The 15987-nt window shown below is 62.9% G+C and carries 14 protein-coding genes and 1 pseudogene; 8 read left to right on the forward strand and 7 right to left on the reverse strand.

The window, feature by feature from the left end:
- Positions 1 to 39: 39 nt before the first annotated feature.
- A complete protein-coding gene (locus tag JOE60_RS17480) occupies positions 40 to 2061 on the reverse strand; it encodes an outer membrane protein assembly factor BamB family protein (protein WP_167267836.1) in 2022 nt (673 codons plus the stop codon).
- Positions 2062 to 2351: 290 nt separating this feature from the next.
- Here JOE60_RS17480 and JOE60_RS17485 point away from each other — a divergent pair, with 290 nt between their 5' ends.
- From JOE60_RS17485 to JOE60_RS17505, 5 genes and pseudogenes are all read left to right on the forward strand, one after another.
- A complete protein-coding gene (locus JOE60_RS17485; protein ID WP_167267839.1) occupies positions 2352 to 3665 on the forward strand; it encodes an ABC transporter substrate-binding protein in 1314 nt (437 codons plus the stop codon).
- Positions 3666 to 3718: 53 nt separating this feature from the next.
- Complete coding sequence (locus JOE60_RS17490; protein ID WP_167267842.1) at positions 3719 to 4645, forward strand: carbohydrate ABC transporter permease; 927 nt, start codon at positions 3719 to 3721, stop codon at positions 4643 to 4645.
- A complete protein-coding gene (locus JOE60_RS17495; RefSeq protein ID WP_167267845.1) occupies positions 4642 to 5574 on the forward strand; it encodes a carbohydrate ABC transporter permease in 933 nt (310 codons plus the stop codon). The genes JOE60_RS17490 and JOE60_RS17495 overlap by 4 nt, the downstream gene beginning before the upstream one ends.
- Complete coding sequence (locus tag JOE60_RS17500) at positions 5571 to 6584, forward strand: hydroxyacid dehydrogenase (RefSeq protein ID WP_338112581.1); 1014 nt, start codon at positions 5571 to 5573, stop codon at positions 6582 to 6584. Before JOE60_RS17495 ends, JOE60_RS17500 begins: the two co-directional genes overlap by 4 nt.
- Before the next feature lie 18 nt (positions 6585 to 6602).
- Positions 6603 to 7080 (forward strand): annotated as a pseudogene (locus JOE60_RS17505) (NADPH-dependent FMN reductase); the annotation flags it as partial.
- Positions 7081 to 7122: 42 nt separating this feature from the next.
- Here JOE60_RS17505 and JOE60_RS17510 read toward each other — a convergent pair.
- Positions 7123 to 7818, reverse strand: a complete 696-nt coding sequence (locus JOE60_RS17510) for an HAD family hydrolase (RefSeq protein ID WP_314323975.1) — start codon at positions 7816 to 7818, stop codon at positions 7123 to 7125.
- Complete coding sequence (locus JOE60_RS18435) at positions 7808 to 8119, reverse strand: YegP family protein (RefSeq protein ID WP_314323974.1); 312 nt, start codon at positions 8117 to 8119, stop codon at positions 7808 to 7810. The genes JOE60_RS17510 and JOE60_RS18435 overlap by 11 nt, the downstream gene beginning before the upstream one ends.
- A gap of 114 nt (positions 8120 to 8233) precedes the next feature.
- Between JOE60_RS18435 and JOE60_RS17515 the strand changes: the two genes are divergently transcribed.
- Complete coding sequence (locus JOE60_RS17515) at positions 8234 to 8875, forward strand: NADPH-dependent F420 reductase (RefSeq protein WP_167267850.1); 642 nt, start codon at positions 8234 to 8236, stop codon at positions 8873 to 8875.
- Between the two features lie 182 nt (positions 8876 to 9057).
- On the forward strand, positions 9058 to 9849 hold the full coding sequence (locus tag JOE60_RS17520) for a VOC family protein (protein ID WP_204814959.1): 792 nt from the start codon (positions 9058 to 9060) through the stop codon (positions 9847 to 9849).
- Positions 9850 to 9986: 137 nt separating this feature from the next.
- On the opposite strand, the gene JOE60_RS17525 is transcribed toward JOE60_RS17520, so the two are convergent.
- Entirely contained in the window at positions 9987 to 10871 is an 885-nt protein-coding gene (locus JOE60_RS17525; RefSeq protein ID WP_167267853.1) for a PaaX family transcriptional regulator, read from the reverse strand.
- A gap of 209 nt (positions 10872 to 11080) precedes the next feature.
- Here JOE60_RS17525 and JOE60_RS17530 point away from each other — a divergent pair, with 209 nt between their 5' ends.
- Positions 11081 to 11614, forward strand: coding sequence for an ABC transporter permease family protein (locus JOE60_RS17530; RefSeq protein ID WP_167267855.1), 534 nt, complete (start codon positions 11081 to 11083; stop codon positions 11612 to 11614).
- A 138-nt stretch (positions 11615 to 11752) separates the two neighbouring features.
- On the opposite strand, the gene JOE60_RS17535 is transcribed toward JOE60_RS17530, so the two are convergent.
- The 3 genes from JOE60_RS17535 to JOE60_RS17545 are packed head-to-tail and all read right to left on the reverse strand — an operon-like array spanning position 11753 to position 15986.
- Entirely contained in the window at positions 11753 to 12220 is a 468-nt protein-coding gene (locus JOE60_RS17535; protein WP_167267858.1) for a thioesterase family protein, read from the reverse strand.
- A gap of 8 nt (positions 12221 to 12228) precedes the next feature.
- Positions 12229 to 13593 carry an MFS transporter gene (locus JOE60_RS17540; protein WP_167267860.1) on the reverse strand — a complete coding sequence of 455 codons (1365 nt, stop codon included), beginning with the start codon at positions 13591 to 13593 and terminating at the stop codon, positions 12229 to 12231.
- A 2-nt stretch (positions 13594 to 13595) separates the two neighbouring features.
- On the reverse strand, positions 13596 to 15986 hold the full coding sequence (locus JOE60_RS17545) for a bifunctional salicylyl-CoA 5-hydroxylase/oxidoreductase (protein ID WP_167267863.1): 2391 nt from the start codon (positions 15984 to 15986) through the stop codon (positions 13596 to 13598).
- Position 15987 lies beyond the last annotated feature (1 nt).

Raw genomic sequence — 15987 nt, forward strand, 5'->3', positions numbered from 1 at the left:
GGTCCAGTTCGAACAAGCATAGGTGACCGAATGAGCGCGTTACTTCCGCGGATGATCGTCGATCCGCACAAGGTTTCGTCCGCGCATCGTGTACAGGTAACCATCCTCGTCAGTGTTGATGTGCGATCCGCTGTACCAGCCGCCGTCGATGTCCGCCACCACGGTGGCCACAGCGAAAGTCTTCGGATCGAATCGGAAAACATGCGTGTTGGAGACGCCGTACACCACGCCCCGGTTGGCCACCAAGGCTGCGAAGCCGGTGCTGACCGCGGTGATGTCGGATCGGTGTACCACCGTACGCTTGGGGAGGTCGATGACGAACATCCAGCCCTTGCGGGTCACACCGTAGAGGTACTTTCCCTGCACAGCCAAAGCGGAGATACCTGCGCCGGAGCCAGCATCCAGCCGCCACAGTTCCTTGCCGGCGACGGGATCGAACGCCACCACAGTCCCGGCACCGTCCACCCCGGAATTGCCGCCGCCCACATATGCGATTCCATCCCGCGACGCCACGGCCCGAAGTAACTGGACCTTGTCGATCGGGTTCGGGAAGAACCCCTTCTTTCCGGTCCGTGGATCATAGGTCCACAGCGAACCGCCGCCCTCGGTGTCGGCCTGCACTGCCACGAGCACCAGTTTGTTGACCTGATCCCAGCACACATCCAAGGGCCGGTTTTGCTCCTTGGGGAACTCGGCCACCTGCGAAATTGCTTTGCCGTTGCGCGGATCGTAGCTCCAGATCCCCTGCCCGCTGTATTGGCCTGTGTATAGGACACCGTCCACCACCACTGCGTCTTTCGCTTCGCCGGGGGCGGTCATGTTGGTCACGGCGCCGGTCTTCAGCGAGCGGCGGGAAATGACACCGTTGCCGCCCACGTAAACGTAGCCCGCTCCGGCGGCGATGCCCATGACCGCTTGCGGATCGGACGGCGCACCGGCCTCGCCAAGGTCCGTGGTTGTGGTGGTGCCGTTCGCCGGGTCAATTTCGGCCACGAAGCCATAGCCCGAGGTCACCAGCAGCTTGCCGGCCCGGGCGTCGACGCCCCAAATTTCGCCCAGTGACGGGCCTTGGTACGGCGTTGCAGTGATCGCGTTGGTGCTGGGGTTATAAGCCAAAAGCCCGGTCTCGTTCGCAAAGTAGACATTGCTTCCCAGGGCGGCGAAGTTTTTCGCGGTCTTTCCCTGCGATGTCGCCACCACGTACGACGACGGGTCAGCCACCTGGAGTGCCGCCATCTTGGTGTCCTCCACCGATCCCGCCGAGGAGACGATCACCTGGTCCCCCACTATGCCCAGGTCCCGGATGCTGGGGTCCACCAGCATTTCCTTGGGAGTGACATTCTTGAAGGTCCTGGCTGCATGGTCGTAGGCGAACAGGCAGGCACGGCTGGCACCCCCGCCGCCGTTGAGCGTGCTGCCCGCACCGAAGAAAATGGTGGCATCGGTGGCCGCGACGGCCCGGGCCAGGGTGGCTCCCGGATCAGGAATGCCCAGGCTGGCAATCTGGTTGGTGGTGGGATCGTACTCCCACAGCGCCGGGGCCGTGGGGCTGCCTCCGCCTACCACGTATACCCGCCCGTTCGGGGCGACGCTGATGTCGCGCACATCGCGATCGCCGATTCTGCCCAGTGCCGTTGCCTTAGTGGCCGGGCTGGACAAGTCCCAGCGGAACAGGTTCGGTTTGGTGCCGGCGTCTTTCTGCAGCACGCCTGCATAGAGGTACCGGCCCGACGCGTCCGCCGCGAGGGTTTGGATGGAGTGCCCGTTGCTGAGTTCGGTCTGCCCGGTCACCTTGCCACTGGGAACATGGAAAGCGATGATCCGCACGGGGTCCAGGTTCCGCGAACCGATGTACAGCGTGTCGCCCACCAGGAGACCGCTCATCAGTGAGAACTGCACGACGGCGGGGCCCAGGTCCAGAATTTGCGTGGCCTTGGGATCGGGGCCTCCTTGCGCGCCGGCCGATGCCTTCTGTCCGGCCGCCAGGCCCAGAATGGCGGCGAGCGACGCTGCTCCGCCTGCCTGCAGGACCAGGCGCCTGCTGATGTTGGACGTATCCATGGGAACTCCCTTTGTGTGAGATGTGTGAACGGGGGTCGTGTCCAGAAGTTCTAGCAGTCGGAAACAAACACCGTCCAGCATTTCTGTTCGTTCAAACACAATCAATCCACCGGTGCAGCAGCCTGATCAACAATTGCCGCTAGGGGACGGTAGTCCCTGGTTCATCTCCTATGTTTGAAAATGTTCGAAACATTGAAGATGTTCGAAGCAGCAGCTTTTATGGACTCACTGCACTGTGGTCCCAACCACAGAACTCCCCCTCGCATCGCAAGTCTTCAAAGGAGAACACCATGAAGCGTCGCCAACTTTTCGCAGGAGTGGCTGGCCTTGCAGCCAGCACCCTCCTGCTCGCCGCCTGCGGCACCGGCCCGGACCCGGCGTCCGCGCCAACACCTACCGAGGACCCCAGCGGCTCCGTCACGTTCTGGTCCTCACTGGCCGGCATGGACAAGGTGGCAGCGGCCTTCAACGCCAGCCAGGACAAAATCAAGGTCACGTTCGAGACCATTCCCAACGGAGCCAATGGTGGCTACGCCAAGCTGTCCACCGCCATCACGGCGGGCAATGGTCCGGACGTTTCCACCATCGAATACCCCCAGCTGCCGCAATTCGTCAGCAACGGGCAAGTGGTTCCCTTGGATGGACTGATCAACAAGGCCTCCACAGTGGAAAAGCTCACGGACGAAACCAAGGCACTGGTCCAATTCGGCGACAAGACCTTCGGCCTCCCCTACGACGCGGCCCCAATGATCATGTGGTATCGCAAGGACATGCTGGCGAAGGCCGGCGTCGAGGTCCCCAAAACCTGGGACGAATTCGAAGAAGCAGGCAAAAAGCTCAAGGCCGTGGAGCCCAACGCCTACCTGGCCAGCTTCAACCCCAACGAGGTCGCGGCGAGCGCAGGACTGGCGTGGCAGGCGGGCGCCAAGTGGTTCGGCACCGAGGGCGACAGCTGGAAAGTGGGCATCAATGACCAGGCCACCAAGAAGGTAGCCACCTACTGGCAAAAGTTGATTGACCAGAAGATCGTCAAGGTCAGCCAGGCCTACAGCGATGAGTGGAGCCTGGACCTGGCCAACGGCAATGTGGTGGGGGTGGTGGGAGCGAATTGGAGCGCCACTGGCATCCAGAAGCGCACTGAAGCCAGCGGACAGAAGGGCCAGTGGATCGCGGCCGAGCTCCCCAACTGGGGTTCGGATGCTGGAGCGTTCTACGGAGGCTCCAGCTTCAACGTCACCAAGAGCAGCAAGAACCCGGCTGCTGCAGCCAAGTTCGTCGAGTTCCTCACCACCAGCCCGGAAGCCATCAAAGCCCGCGGCAACACCGGTTCGGCTTTCCTGGCATTCCCCGGGCTGACTCCCGTGGCCCAGCAGGCCTACGACGCCAGCTACTTCGGCAATGACATCTACCAGGTCTTCACCAAGGCCTACGGAACCATCACGCCGGGCTGGCAGTGGGGACCCAACTGGGATTCCACCAACACCGCCCTCAAGGACGCCTACGGGAAGTTGACTACCGGCGGCACGATCGGCGCCGCAGTGGACACCGCGCAGGAGTCAACCGTCTCCGGCCTGAAGCAAACGGGCCTTTCCGTTACCGAATAGCCACCCCGCCGGGAGCTTCCCACGGGGAGCTCCCGGCCAGCTAGGAGAATCCCATGGCCATCCAGGCCCCCACCAAGCGCCGCCCCGGCCGCGCGCTGGCAGGAACCGGCGGACCAACCGCAGCCTTGTTCCTGGTTCCGTTCTTTGTCGTCTTTGCCCTCGCCATGGTCGCCCCGGTGATCTACTCGCTGGTTCTGAGCTTCCACGCACAACAAAAGTCAGGTCTCGGGTTCAGCGAACCCAAGACCGTTTTTGTCGGGCTTGAGAACTATGTCCAGGTGTTCCAGTCCCAGACGTTCATGGAAGGGATCGGCCGGCTCGCGCTGTACTGCCTTATCTACATCCCCTGCATGGTGGGCGGCGCCGTGGCGTTCTCCCTGCTGCTGGATGCCACAGTCGCACGGGCCCGTAAGCTGTTCCAGCTTCTGGTATTCCTTCCGCACGCGGTCCCAGGCGTGATCGCAGCACTCATCTGGGCCTACCTTTACACTCCCGGCATCAGCCCCCTGGTCCAAGTGCTCCAGAGTGGGGGCATTCAGCTGAACTTCCTGGATGCCCACCTGGTGCTTCCATCGATCGTGAACATCGGCGTCTGGGAGTGGACGGGTTATAACGTGATCATCCTCTTCACCGCGCTGCAGGCTGTTCCCCGGGAGATCCTTGAAGCAGCCCGCGTTGACGGGGCAGGTGAGATCCGCGCGGCCGTCAGCATCAAGTTCCCGCTGATCCTGCCGGCACTCAGCGTCATCATGCTGTTCACCATCATCGGCACGCTTCAGCTCTTCACTGAGCCCTCCATCATTTCCAAGGCCACCGCGTCGGTGACCAGCACCTGGGTTCCCAACCTTTGGGCCTACGACGCCGCTTTTATCCGGCACAACCTGAACCAAGCGGCCGCTGCATCGATCATCATTGCCGGGCTCGCCGCGATCCTGTCCCTGGCCGTCACCCGCTTCAGCTCGAGGATGAACAAATCATGAGCGCCACCACTCTCTCCCGTCCCAACAGCGGGATCCAGCAGCCCACTCCACGGAACCGCAACCGCGCCGGCAGCAACAACGGCAGAGCCCGCGCCGGTGGATTCGCCAGCAAACTCACCGTCAACGGACTGCTGATCATAGGTTCCGCGTACATGGTGGTGCCCGTTCTGTGGCTGGTCTTCGCCTCCACCAAGAACTCCGCAGACCTGTACGGCACCAGCGCTTACGCCCTGGGGAACTTCTCGCTGTGGGACAACATCGCAGCGGTGGCACAGCAGGACAACGGCCTGTTCTTCCGTTGGCTGGCCAACTCTGTCCTCTATGCCGGCGTAGGCGCCGTGGTGGGCGGACTGATTTCCGTGATGGCCGGGTATGCGTTCGACAAGTTCCAGTTCCGCGGCAAGGATTCACTGTTCGGCTTTGTCCTGGTGGGCGTGCTGATCCCCAACACGGCAACGGTCCTGCCCATGTACCTGCTGGCCTCGGTCTTTGGGATCACCAACACTGTGTGGGCCATCCTCATCCCGGTACTGTGCAATCCATTCGGCGTCTATCTGGCCAGGGTGTACTCGTCCTCCTACGTGCCCGGCGAGACCCTGGAGGCCGCCCGCATGGATGGCGCGGGACCCATCCGCAGCTTCTTCTCCCTGGGCCTGCCCATGATGATGCCCGGCTACATCACCATTGCACTGTTTCAATTTGTGGGAGTGTGGAACAACTTCATGCTCCCCCTGGTGATGCTGCAGGACCAGAAGTTGCTTCCAGTCAGCGTGGGCATCTCCATCTGGCAGGGCTACTCCGTGCCGCAGCCGGAGTTCACGCCCATGGTGATCACCGGATCGCTGTTGTCCATCATTCCGCTGCTGGTGGCGTTCATCCTGCTCCAGCGATTCTGGAAATCCGGCCTCACTGCAGGGAGCGTCAAGTGAACCACACACCTCTGAACGTCGCTTTGGCCATGGGGCCAGGCGTTGCGCCCCGGATCTTCCCACCGCGGAGGCTGGCCCAGCTGGCACCTGAACTTCTGCTCCTGGACCAGGAACCCATGGAGGAGTTCACCAGCAGCAAATCCCGGAATCTCCTGGGCATCACCGACATCCTCATCACCGGCTGGAGTTGCCCCACCATCGACGAGGCAGTCCTGGAAGCAGCGCCCCGGCTCAGGCACATCATCCACGCCGGCGGCACCGTGAGGCACCATGTCACGGACGCCTGCTGGGACCGCGGAATCCAAGTCAGCACAGCCGCGGACGTCAATGCCGTGCCCGTTGCCGAGTACACCGTGGCCATGATCCTGCTCGCCAACAAGCGCGTCCTCCAGTTGGCCAGGATGCTGCACGCGGAAAAGGACACCGTTGAGCCGGACCTGGTGTTCCCTGATATGGGGAACTACGGAAAACGCGTGGGCATCATCGGCGCATCTAAAATCGGTCGCCATGTCATCAGGCTCCTGGCGTCCTACGACCTCGAAGTGGTTGTCTCCGATCCCTATCTGGACGACGCCGGGGCCGCTTCCCTCGGCGTCGAAAGCGTCAGCTTGGACGAACTGGTGGCGACTTCCGACGTCGTAAGCCTCCACGCGCCGTCGTTGGCCTCAACGGAGAACCTCATCAACGCCGGGCTGATAGGCCGCCTGAAGGACGGCGCAACGTTCATCAATACCTCCCGGGGTGAGCTGGTGGACCAGGCAGCACTGCTGGCGCGCATCCAGCAAGGCACTGTGTACGCCGTCCTGGACGTGACAACGCCGTGGGTGCTGCCTGCCGAATCCGCGTTCTACACCCACCCAAACGTTCTGCTGACTCCGCACATGGCGGGCTCCCTAGGAACAGAGCTGGAGCGGATGTCTGCCAGCACCATCGAGGAGGCGTTGAGGGTTGCCCGGGGCAAGCCGCTCCGCCACGCGCTGCACGCCCAGGATCTGGCCATCACGGCGTGATTTTGGGGCTGCGCTCTGGCGCTGATCAGCGTGGCCCCGCCCGAGCTTGAATTCCATGAGATCGACATCAAGGATCTTCCCCTCTACAGCGCCGATTACGACGCCGACTTCCCGCCGGCGGGCCGCGCGCTGAAGAACGCCATTGACTGGGGTTCGCGTCCGTGGGGCACCAATTCCTTCGCCCGCAAACCGGCGGGCATCATCGGGGCCTCGCCGGGTGGCATCGGGACAGCTGTCATGCAGTCCTCCATGCGCAGTGTGCTCAGTTTCCTGGATGCGCCGCAATTGAACGCACCGGAGGCGTACATCCGCTTTGTACCGGAAGCGTACGACGACGGTTCAGTGACGACGACGGTTCAGTGAGGGACGACGCCACCGCGGCGATTCTGCGCCACTATGTTGAGGAATACAGCGCCTTTGCCAGCGGGTCCTGGCGGCGAACGCACCCGGTCACATCGGCGACCGCGAGCCCGATTCCGGGAAGCTCACGCGGTAACGGTGCGCGGGGCTCGTGGTGTGGCCCCGGGAGCAGCGGCCGTCAGGCAATCCCATCGGCGAGCTTCCCGATGAGGCTCGATTCAAGGTGCTCCAGCAGCTGACGCGGGTTGTCGTAGACCTCGACGGCACCTGCGTCACGGAGTTCCGCCTCACAGATGCCTCCGCAGGTCAGGGCAATGACGGGGATACCGAGCGCAGAGCCGGCCTTGACGTCCCACACGGCGTCGCCTACAAAGACGGCATTGGCGGGGAGCACGTCGAGCTTTTCAAGGCAGGCTTCCAGGATGTCCGGTGCCGGCTTGCTTTCCTGGGCGTCATTGGAGCTGGTCCACGCATCGATCGACGAACCGGAGTCCAGCAGATGGCGACTGACCTCAAGGTCGCGCTCCTGCGCCGAGGACGCCAACCCAACAGCCAGTCCCGCAGCGGAGCACGCCGCAAGGAGGTCGCGGACGGAATCGAACGACCGCAGGGCAGGCCAGTACGTCGAGAACACTGCGCCGTGCGCGGACTTCAGATCTTCCTGCATGTCCTCGGTGCAGTCCGGGACAAGACTCTGGATGAGCTTGTCACCGCCCATGCCTACCTTGCGGTGGATGGCGGACATTTCAACGTCCAGGCCCTCCCTCCGGAACGCCTGCCACCACGCCAGGGCGTGGAAATAGCTGGAGTCAATAAGGGTCCCGTCCACGTCGAAGAGGACGGCCCGCTTCCTGGACGCGGCCTCAACTGCCACAGCCGGCCACCTCTTTCTGCTTGGATCGTTGAGCTTGCACAGGCTCCTCGGCAGGGGATCCCGTGCCGGCGAGCGCCGAGTCAATAACGGGTTCCTCGAGCATGAGCACGGCATACCGCTCAGGGTCCGATTGGCGGAGCAGCCCGGTGCCCGCAACTTCCCGGATGGCCTCAACGCCTTCCACCGCTTCTTCCTTGGAAGAAAAGCGTTTGGAAAGTCCCATCAACGCATCGTCACCATCAACCAACAGAACCCGGTATCCGCCGTCGGGCGTTTCCACCAGTTCCAAATGCCCAGCCACGCACAACTCCTCGTCCTCGATGACACATGCATAGTAAGTCTACTGATTATAGTCCTTTGTGAAACATTCGGTAACGCGGGAATTACGTGCCTGCAAGTTCTTGTTACAACCCACATGACAACCATTGGAATCATCGGAGCAGGACACATCGGCAGCCAAGTAGCCCGCAAGGCGGTGCAACTCGGCTATGACGTGGTCATCAGCAACTCCCGGGGACCGGAAACCCTGGGTGACCTCGTCCAGGAACTCGGGCCGCGCGCCCGCGCGGCGACGGCCGCCGAGGCAGCAGCGGCAGGCGATTTCGCCGTGGTCACCGTTCCCCTCAAGAACTACCGGGCCATCCCCACCGAACCCCTCGAGGGCAAGATCGTCATCGACACCAACAACTACTACTGGGAGCGCGACGGCCGCATCCCCGAGTTGGACAACGGCGACACCACCACGTCATCGCTTCTCCAGAAGCACCTCCCCACGTCCAAAGTGGCCAAGGGTTTCAACCACATCGCCGCCAAGGACATCACCACGGACGGGACCGCAGCAGGCACTCCCAACCGCCGCGCCCTGGCCACTGCCAGCGATTTCCCCGAGGCCGCAGAACTGGTCACCCGGATCTATGACGAGTTCGGCTTTGACACCGTGAACATCGGCCCGCTGGCTGACAGCTGGCGCGTTGAGCGGGACCGGCCGGCATACGTGGTGCGCCAGAACGCTGACGAACTGCGCGAGAACCTCGCCAAGGCGCCGCGCACCCTCTAGGGCAAAACGTACGACGGCGGCTGGCGGCACGCGTTTCTCCGTCACCGGCGTCAATAATCCGGGCGAAAACGTGTCACGATTCCACTCCGACTCGCACTTTATGGGTGGCTGCCTTTCCGGAAGGCCCTTGCGCGTGGGCGCCCGGGAAGGCAGCTTCCCATGAGCCCCACGCGAGGAGTCCCGTGTCCACCCGAATTTCCAGTTGGCCAGCAGCCACCCCCATGCGTGTCGACCTCGAAACGGACGATCCCGCGGCGGCCCGGTCCTTTTACCGGAAGCTCTTTGGGTGGGACTTCATCCCCTCCGGCGCCGGCACCGGCGACTACTCCCTGGCCCACCTCAGCGGGCGGGCAGTAGCCGGAATCGGGGGCCGCAGAATCTCCGGCACAGGCTCCGCGTGGACCAGTTACCTGGCATCTGACGACGTGGACAGCACGGCCGGGAGAATCATCGCTGCCGGCGGTCAAGTACTCATCCAGCCGCGTGACGTCCTGGACGCAGGCCGCATGGCACTGGCAACGGACAGCGTCGGCGCAGTCTTCGGAGTATGGCAGGCGGGAAACCACATTGGAGCCGAACGCGTCAACGAGCACGGCGCGCTCTGCTGGAATGAGCTCCACACGCGCGACTACCCCGCAGCCCGCACCTTCTACGCCTCAGTCTTTGACGTCAGCTACCAGGACGTCAGCGAAAAAGACTTCGTGTACTCAACCTTCCGACGGCCGTCAGACGGCAGGGAAGTAGGCGGGATTCACCACGACACCGCGCTGGCCGGCGCACTGGCCGGCGTTCCGGACCACTGGAAGGCGTGGTTTGCCAGCGACCATGTGGACGGAACAGTTGCCCGGGCAGGGGAGCTCGGAGCCATGATCATGTCCCCTGCCGCCGAGAGCCCCTTGGGACGCATGGCGGTTATCCGGGGCCCCCAGGGTGAAACATTCGGCGTCATTGATGCGCCGCGGACCAAGGATTAAGGGAGACCAAGGACTGGCTGGGCCCAACGGAACGACTGGGGTAAAGCACCGCTTGGGGTAAAGCACCGCCTGGGGTAAAGCACCGCCTGGGGTAAAGCACCGCCTGGGGTAAAGCACCGCCTGGGACCAGGCACCACTCAGGCCGCTGCTGGATCCAGCGCTTCGGCAATGATCTCGTGCGCATGCGCGGCAGCCAACGGGGCGGCCAGCCGATGCACGGCCTGGAAAGTCCTCCGGACTGCCGGACCATGCCACTCGGGCGGAAGGTAGTCCGTTGGGAGATTGGGATCCCGGTACGGGAACCGGCGCCACATGGTGAGCATGGGGATGTAATAACGGAACGCGTCCCTGCGCAGTTCTTCCGTTGACCCAGCGAGAGCCTCTTCCGGATCGCTGCCTACCAGTGCAGACCATTCCTGTTCAGCCCCGGCGTAGAGCTCCAGGAACTCGCTGAACTCCTGGTCGAGTTCCTTGAGGTCCCACCACTCGGAGATTTTGGGTCGCATGGGACCGTCAAACACATAGTCACTGCGGAAAAGGTCCACGAATTCGATCAGGCCCGCGGCAGTAAGGCGATGCCTTGCCTGCTCCAGTTTCTGGGCCGGCGCGATCCACACCCCGTTGGCCACCGAACCAAACCCCAGTCCGGACAATTCGGAGCGAAGCTGGTGCCGGCGGTTCCGCATGGATTCGGGTACCGAGAACACGGCCAACACCCACGTGTCTACGGGGGCGGGCTGCTCGGGAGCGAAGATTCGGCGGTCACCCTCGCGGAAGACGTCGCTGATGGACTCCGAGACCTTGTACTTGGCGATCCCGCCTTCCCGCACGCTCTTCAGTACACCCTTGGCCTTGAGCCTGGACACCGAAGACCGAACACCCGGGGCGTCGTAACCGAGGGATCCCAGCATGGAGATCAGCGCAGAAACCGGCAGGGCATCGCCCGCATTCCGGCCGTAGAGACCAAAAATTGTGACAAGCAATTGTTGGTGGCGCACCGGGGGTGCCGGGACGGCGAACATCGAACGATCCTCATTTCCGCGCCCCACATCGGGCGCCAGTCCAGTTCATCATAGGTCCGGTGGAGGGACGGTCAGCTGAAGATGACCGTGTGGGGCTCGACTGGTCCTGGGTAGCCGGAGCATACTAAGCATGCTTACTATGGTGGAACACTTCTTTGGGTCGCTTTGATGCCTCGAAGACTCCTCCGCTCGACGATAGGAAACACATCATGGCAGGAAACCTGGTAGCACGTTCCATTCACGACCTCACGGCGGCGGCATGGTTCGGTGGTTCATTGATGGGAGCCATTGGCCTCAATGGTGCCGCGGCAGAAGCAAAAGACCCCACGGAGCGCACCCGCTTGTCGAGCAAAGGCTGGGGCAAATGGGCGCCGATCCAGACCGCGGCCTTCGCGGGTCACCTGGCCTCGGACCTCGCGATCGCCTGGAACAACAAAGGCCGCATCGCCAAGCAGGACAGCGTGGCCGCGGACACCGTATACAAAACAGTGGTGACCCTGGCCGGCGCAGCGGTAACGCTGTACGCAGGAATCGTGGGCAAGAAGGTTGACGAGCTCTCCGAAGAAGGAGCCGAGGGTGCCACCGAGCCGCGTGCCGGCGCGTCCGATGAGCTGAAGTCCGCCCAGACCCAGCTGAAGGCGTTGCAGTGGGCTATTCCGGCATTCGCTGCTTGGGTCATCATTCTCGGTGCCAAGCACGGCGAAATGCAGCGGCCCAAGAACGTCCTCAAGGGCCTGCGCTAAACCCCTCCCCCGGCCCCCGGGCCAGCACCGCAAGTACCCCGCCGGGATGGCATCTGATGACAATCCGTAACTGTCATTGAGTGTCATCCCTGCGGGGTTTTGGGTTCTGCGGGGTTTTGGGTTGTGCGGACATTCGGGTTAGTGCATGGCTGCGACCAGGTGGGCCGGCCAGGGTTGCGCTGAGGTGGAACCCTGCGGAACGTGCACGGTGGTGACTGTCCCATAAGCGGCCACCTCACCAGCCGCAACCTCACCGCCGCCGGGAGTGCCGCCGTCGGAGGCATCGCCGTGGGGAGTGCCGCTGGCTGAACCTTCCAGCGGATGGGCGCGGACCTCGAACGCCATGCTCATGGACGTCCGGCCCAGCGCCTGGATGGTCACAGTGGCCGTGATGCGCTGCCCGAACCACAGCTTGGACGTGTAGTTGATGACCTGCTGAACGCGCGGCGCACTGGGAAAGTAGTCCGGCAGGTCCAGCGCCCGGAACAACTCCGCTTCGGCCGCTTCAACCCAGCGAAGGATCGCCGAGTTGTGCTGGTGCCCGGAGGCATCGGTGTCCACCCATTCCACCGTTCGTTCAACGCTTGCCTCCGGGAACCTTGTCACGGGAATGCCTACCGTGCGCCCACTGCGGCGTCGTCAGGATCGACGTCGACGGCGGCCAGCGGCACTTCGGGCTGTGGCTTGGGAATCATTGCCACGGCAACGGCTGCCAGTACGGCGATGCCTGCGAAGATCGCGAAGTTGGCCTCGAACGGAAGCTTGGACCCTGCGATCCAGCCGCCAATCAACGGTCCGGAGATGGCACCCAGGCGGGCGAAGCTCAATGCCCACCCGGTAGCAGTTCCGCGTACCTTCGCAGGGTAGTAATCGGCGATGTAGCCGGTCAGGACCAGCGAGGTGGAGATGGACCCGATCCCGGCGAAGGCCACGAAGAGCAGGTTGACCACCATGGTGTTGGGGAACACCAGGAGCATGATTCCCAGACCGCCCAGGATGTAGAACACCACCAGGATGAGCTTCTTGCCGTACTTGTCCGCGGCCTTGCCAAGGAGCAAACCGCCAATGGCCGAGGCGAGGCTGAAGACCAAAAGGAAGGTCAGCGACGAGCCGAGGTCGTAGCCGGCCTTCTTCATGATGCTGGGCAGCCACGTGTTCAAGCCGTAAACCAGCAGCAGGCCCAGGAACAGGGAGATCCAGAAGAAGACGGTGGAGCGGAGGTACTTCATGGAGAACATGGTGGTGATGGTCTTCCACCACGGATCAGCCTGGCTGCCATGTGCAGCAGAAACAGCGGGTGCAACCGCCGGCCGGTAGTCGGAGATCCGCAGCTTGGCCGCCAAAGCCTTGGCTTCGGAGCGCCGGCCCTTGGATTCCAGGAATTCCAAGGACTCGGGAAGGAATTTCCAGATGATCGGGAGCAGCACCACGGGTGCGGCGCCGATCGCGATCACGGCACGCCACCCACCGAGCGGGAGCACGAACAGTGCGGCCAGTGCTGCAGCCACGATACCCAGGGAGTACCCGGAGTACATGAGTCCGTAGTTGAAGGAGCGCTTGTTCGGTGCCGAGTATTCGATGGTCAGCGCCGCCGCCACGGGGATCACGCCGCCCATGCCCAGCCCGCCGATCAGGCGGAACAGGCCGAACAGTTCCGGCGTCGGTGCCCAAGCTGCCCCTGCCTGGGTGAGCGTAAAGATCACCATGGAGGCCAGCAGCATCTTCTTGCGGCCGATCAGGTCGCTCAGGGTGCCGATGAAGAGCGCACCGATAAGCATGCCGATCAAGGCATATGAACCCAGGCCACCCAGCGCCAGCGGCGAAAGGTTCCATTCCTTGTACTCAGCCAGGGCCGGGAGAACTGCGCCGAGGACACCGACGTCGTATCCCTCTGCCAGGATCGCGATCCAGCAGCAGAACAACACCATGCCGGTGGTTTTGGTGGGGACATTCCAGTCATTGACGGGTGCGGTTGCCATGACTACTTCACCAGAACCGATGCTGCATCGGACCGGGGAGTCCAACGAAGGTGTGTGGTGGCCTCTTCAATATCCACTTCCTTGAGCAGCGACAAGCGCGGACGGACAGCGTCAGTGCGCGAGCTCGGCGGTTTCCGGCGTCCTGCCTTGAACTGGGGAATCCATTCGGCGCCGGGCCCTTGGTAGTCCTGTTCTGCGGCGGCATGGAGGGTCCACTGCGGATCGTAGAGGTGCGTGCGGCCCAGTGCGATGAGGTCCGCGCGTCCGGCGAGGAGGATCGAGTTGACGTCGTCGTAACTGGAAATGGCGCCGACGGCGATCACTGCCACGCCTGCCGGAGCGGCCACTTCCTGACGGATACGGTCGGCGAACGGGGTCTGGTAGCTGCGTCCGAACGCGGGCTTCTCTTCCTTGGCAACCTGGCCGGTGGAGACATCCAGTCCTGCGGCGCCGTGTTCCACGAAAGCCTTGGCGATGGCCACCGAATCATCGGAGGTGTTGCCACCTTCGATCCAGTCCGTGGCTGAGATGCGGACCGTCACGGGCTTGCCGGCAGGCCACGCCGCGCGTACGGCGTCGAACACTTCCAGCGGGAACCGCAGCCGGTTCTCCAAGCTGCCGCCGTACTGGTCGGTTCGTTTGTTGGACACCGGCGACAGGAAGGAGGACAACAGGTAGCCATGAGCGGCGTGGATTTCCAGGAGGTCGAAGCCGGCCTGCTCGGCACGAACAGCTGAGGCAACAAACTCAGCCGTGATGGCGTCCATTCCCTCGCGATCCAGTTCTACTGGCGTCTGGTTGTCGGGGCCGTAGGGCAGGGCTGACGGTCCGGCCACGGTCCAGTTTCCGGACTCGAGTGGCTGGTCAATGCCTTCCCACATGAGCCGGGTTGAACCCTTGCGGCCTGAATGACCCAGCTGGGCGCCGATCTTGGCGGTGGAACGCGAGTGGACGAAGTCCACGATTTCCTTCCAGCTGTCACGCTGCTGGTCGGTGTACAGGCCGCTGCAGCCGGGGGTGATGCGTCCGGCTTCAGATACGCAGACCATCTCGGTCATGACCAAGCCGGCTCCGCCCAAAGCCTTGGAACCCAGATGGACTTTGTGGAAGTCACCGGGGACGCCATCCGTGGCCGAGTACATGTCCATCGGGGAGACAACAATGCGGTTCTTCAGCTCCAGCTCGCCGATGCTGAAGGGCTGGAACATGGCTGGGGCAACCTCGGTGAGGCCCTGGGCCGTGGCAAAGTCGCGGTCAACAGCGTCCGCGAACTCAGGATCGCGCAGGCGCAGGTTTTCCTGCGTGATGCGGCGGCTGCGGGTCAGCAGGTTGAAGGCGAACTGGGTGGGATCCTGGTCCTTGTACTGGCCGATGCGCTCAAACCATTCAAGGGATGCCTGGGCTGCGCGCTGCGTGGATGCCACCACGGGCCGCCGCTCGGTCTCGTAGGCTTCCAGTGCGGCTTCGATGTCTGCGTGCTCGTGCAGGCAGGCGGCCAATGCCAGCGAGTCCTCCATGGCCAGCTTGGTGCCTGAGCCGATGGAGAAGTGGGCCGTGTGGGCAGCATCGCCCAGAAGCACAACATTGCCCTTACGCCAGCTCTGGTTCCTGACCGTGGTGAAGTTGATCCACTTGGAGTTATTGGTCAGGACGTCGTACCCGTCCAGTTCTTCGGCGAAGATTTCGCGGATTTTGGCGATGGACTTCTCGTCGGAAACGCCGGGAGGGAAGACCTCGGTGGCGGTTTCGTCAAAGCCTGCGGCGTGCCACACGTCTTGGTGCATTTCCACAATGAACGTGGAGCCCTCATCCGAGTAGGGGTAGCCGTGGATCTGCATGACGCCCCACTCGGTTTCCTTCACGAAGAACTTGAAGGCCTCGAACACCTGGTTGGTACCGAGCCACATGAATTTGTTGCTGCGCGGATCAAGGTCCGGTTTGAAGGAATCGGCGTACTTGGCCCGGATCTGTGAGTTGACGCCGTCAGCTGCCAGCACCAGATCGTAGTTGGCTTCAAGTTCCTCAACGGCGGGAGCCAAGGTACTGAAACGCACGTCCACATTGAGTTCGATGCAACGGCGCTGGAGCAGTTCCAGCAGTTCCTTGCGGCTCATGGCAGCGAAGCCCTGGCCGCCCACGGTGATCATTTCGTCCCGGAAGTGAATGTCGATGTCCGACCAGCGGGCGAAGCGGCGGCTCATGTATTCAGCCACCACGGGATCGGCGTTGCCGATTCCGCCCAGGGTTTCATCGGAAAACACGACGCCGAAACCGAAGGTGTCGCTGGCAGCGTTGCGTTCCCAGAGGGTGATGTCGTGGGACGGATCCAGCTGCTTCATCAATGCTGCGAAGTACAGGCCGCCCGGGCCGCCTCCAACGATTGCAATTTTCATG

This window comes from Paenarthrobacter ilicis (assembly GCF_016907545.1).
Lineage (GTDB): Bacteria > Actinomycetota > Actinomycetes > Actinomycetales > Micrococcaceae > Arthrobacter > Arthrobacter ilicis.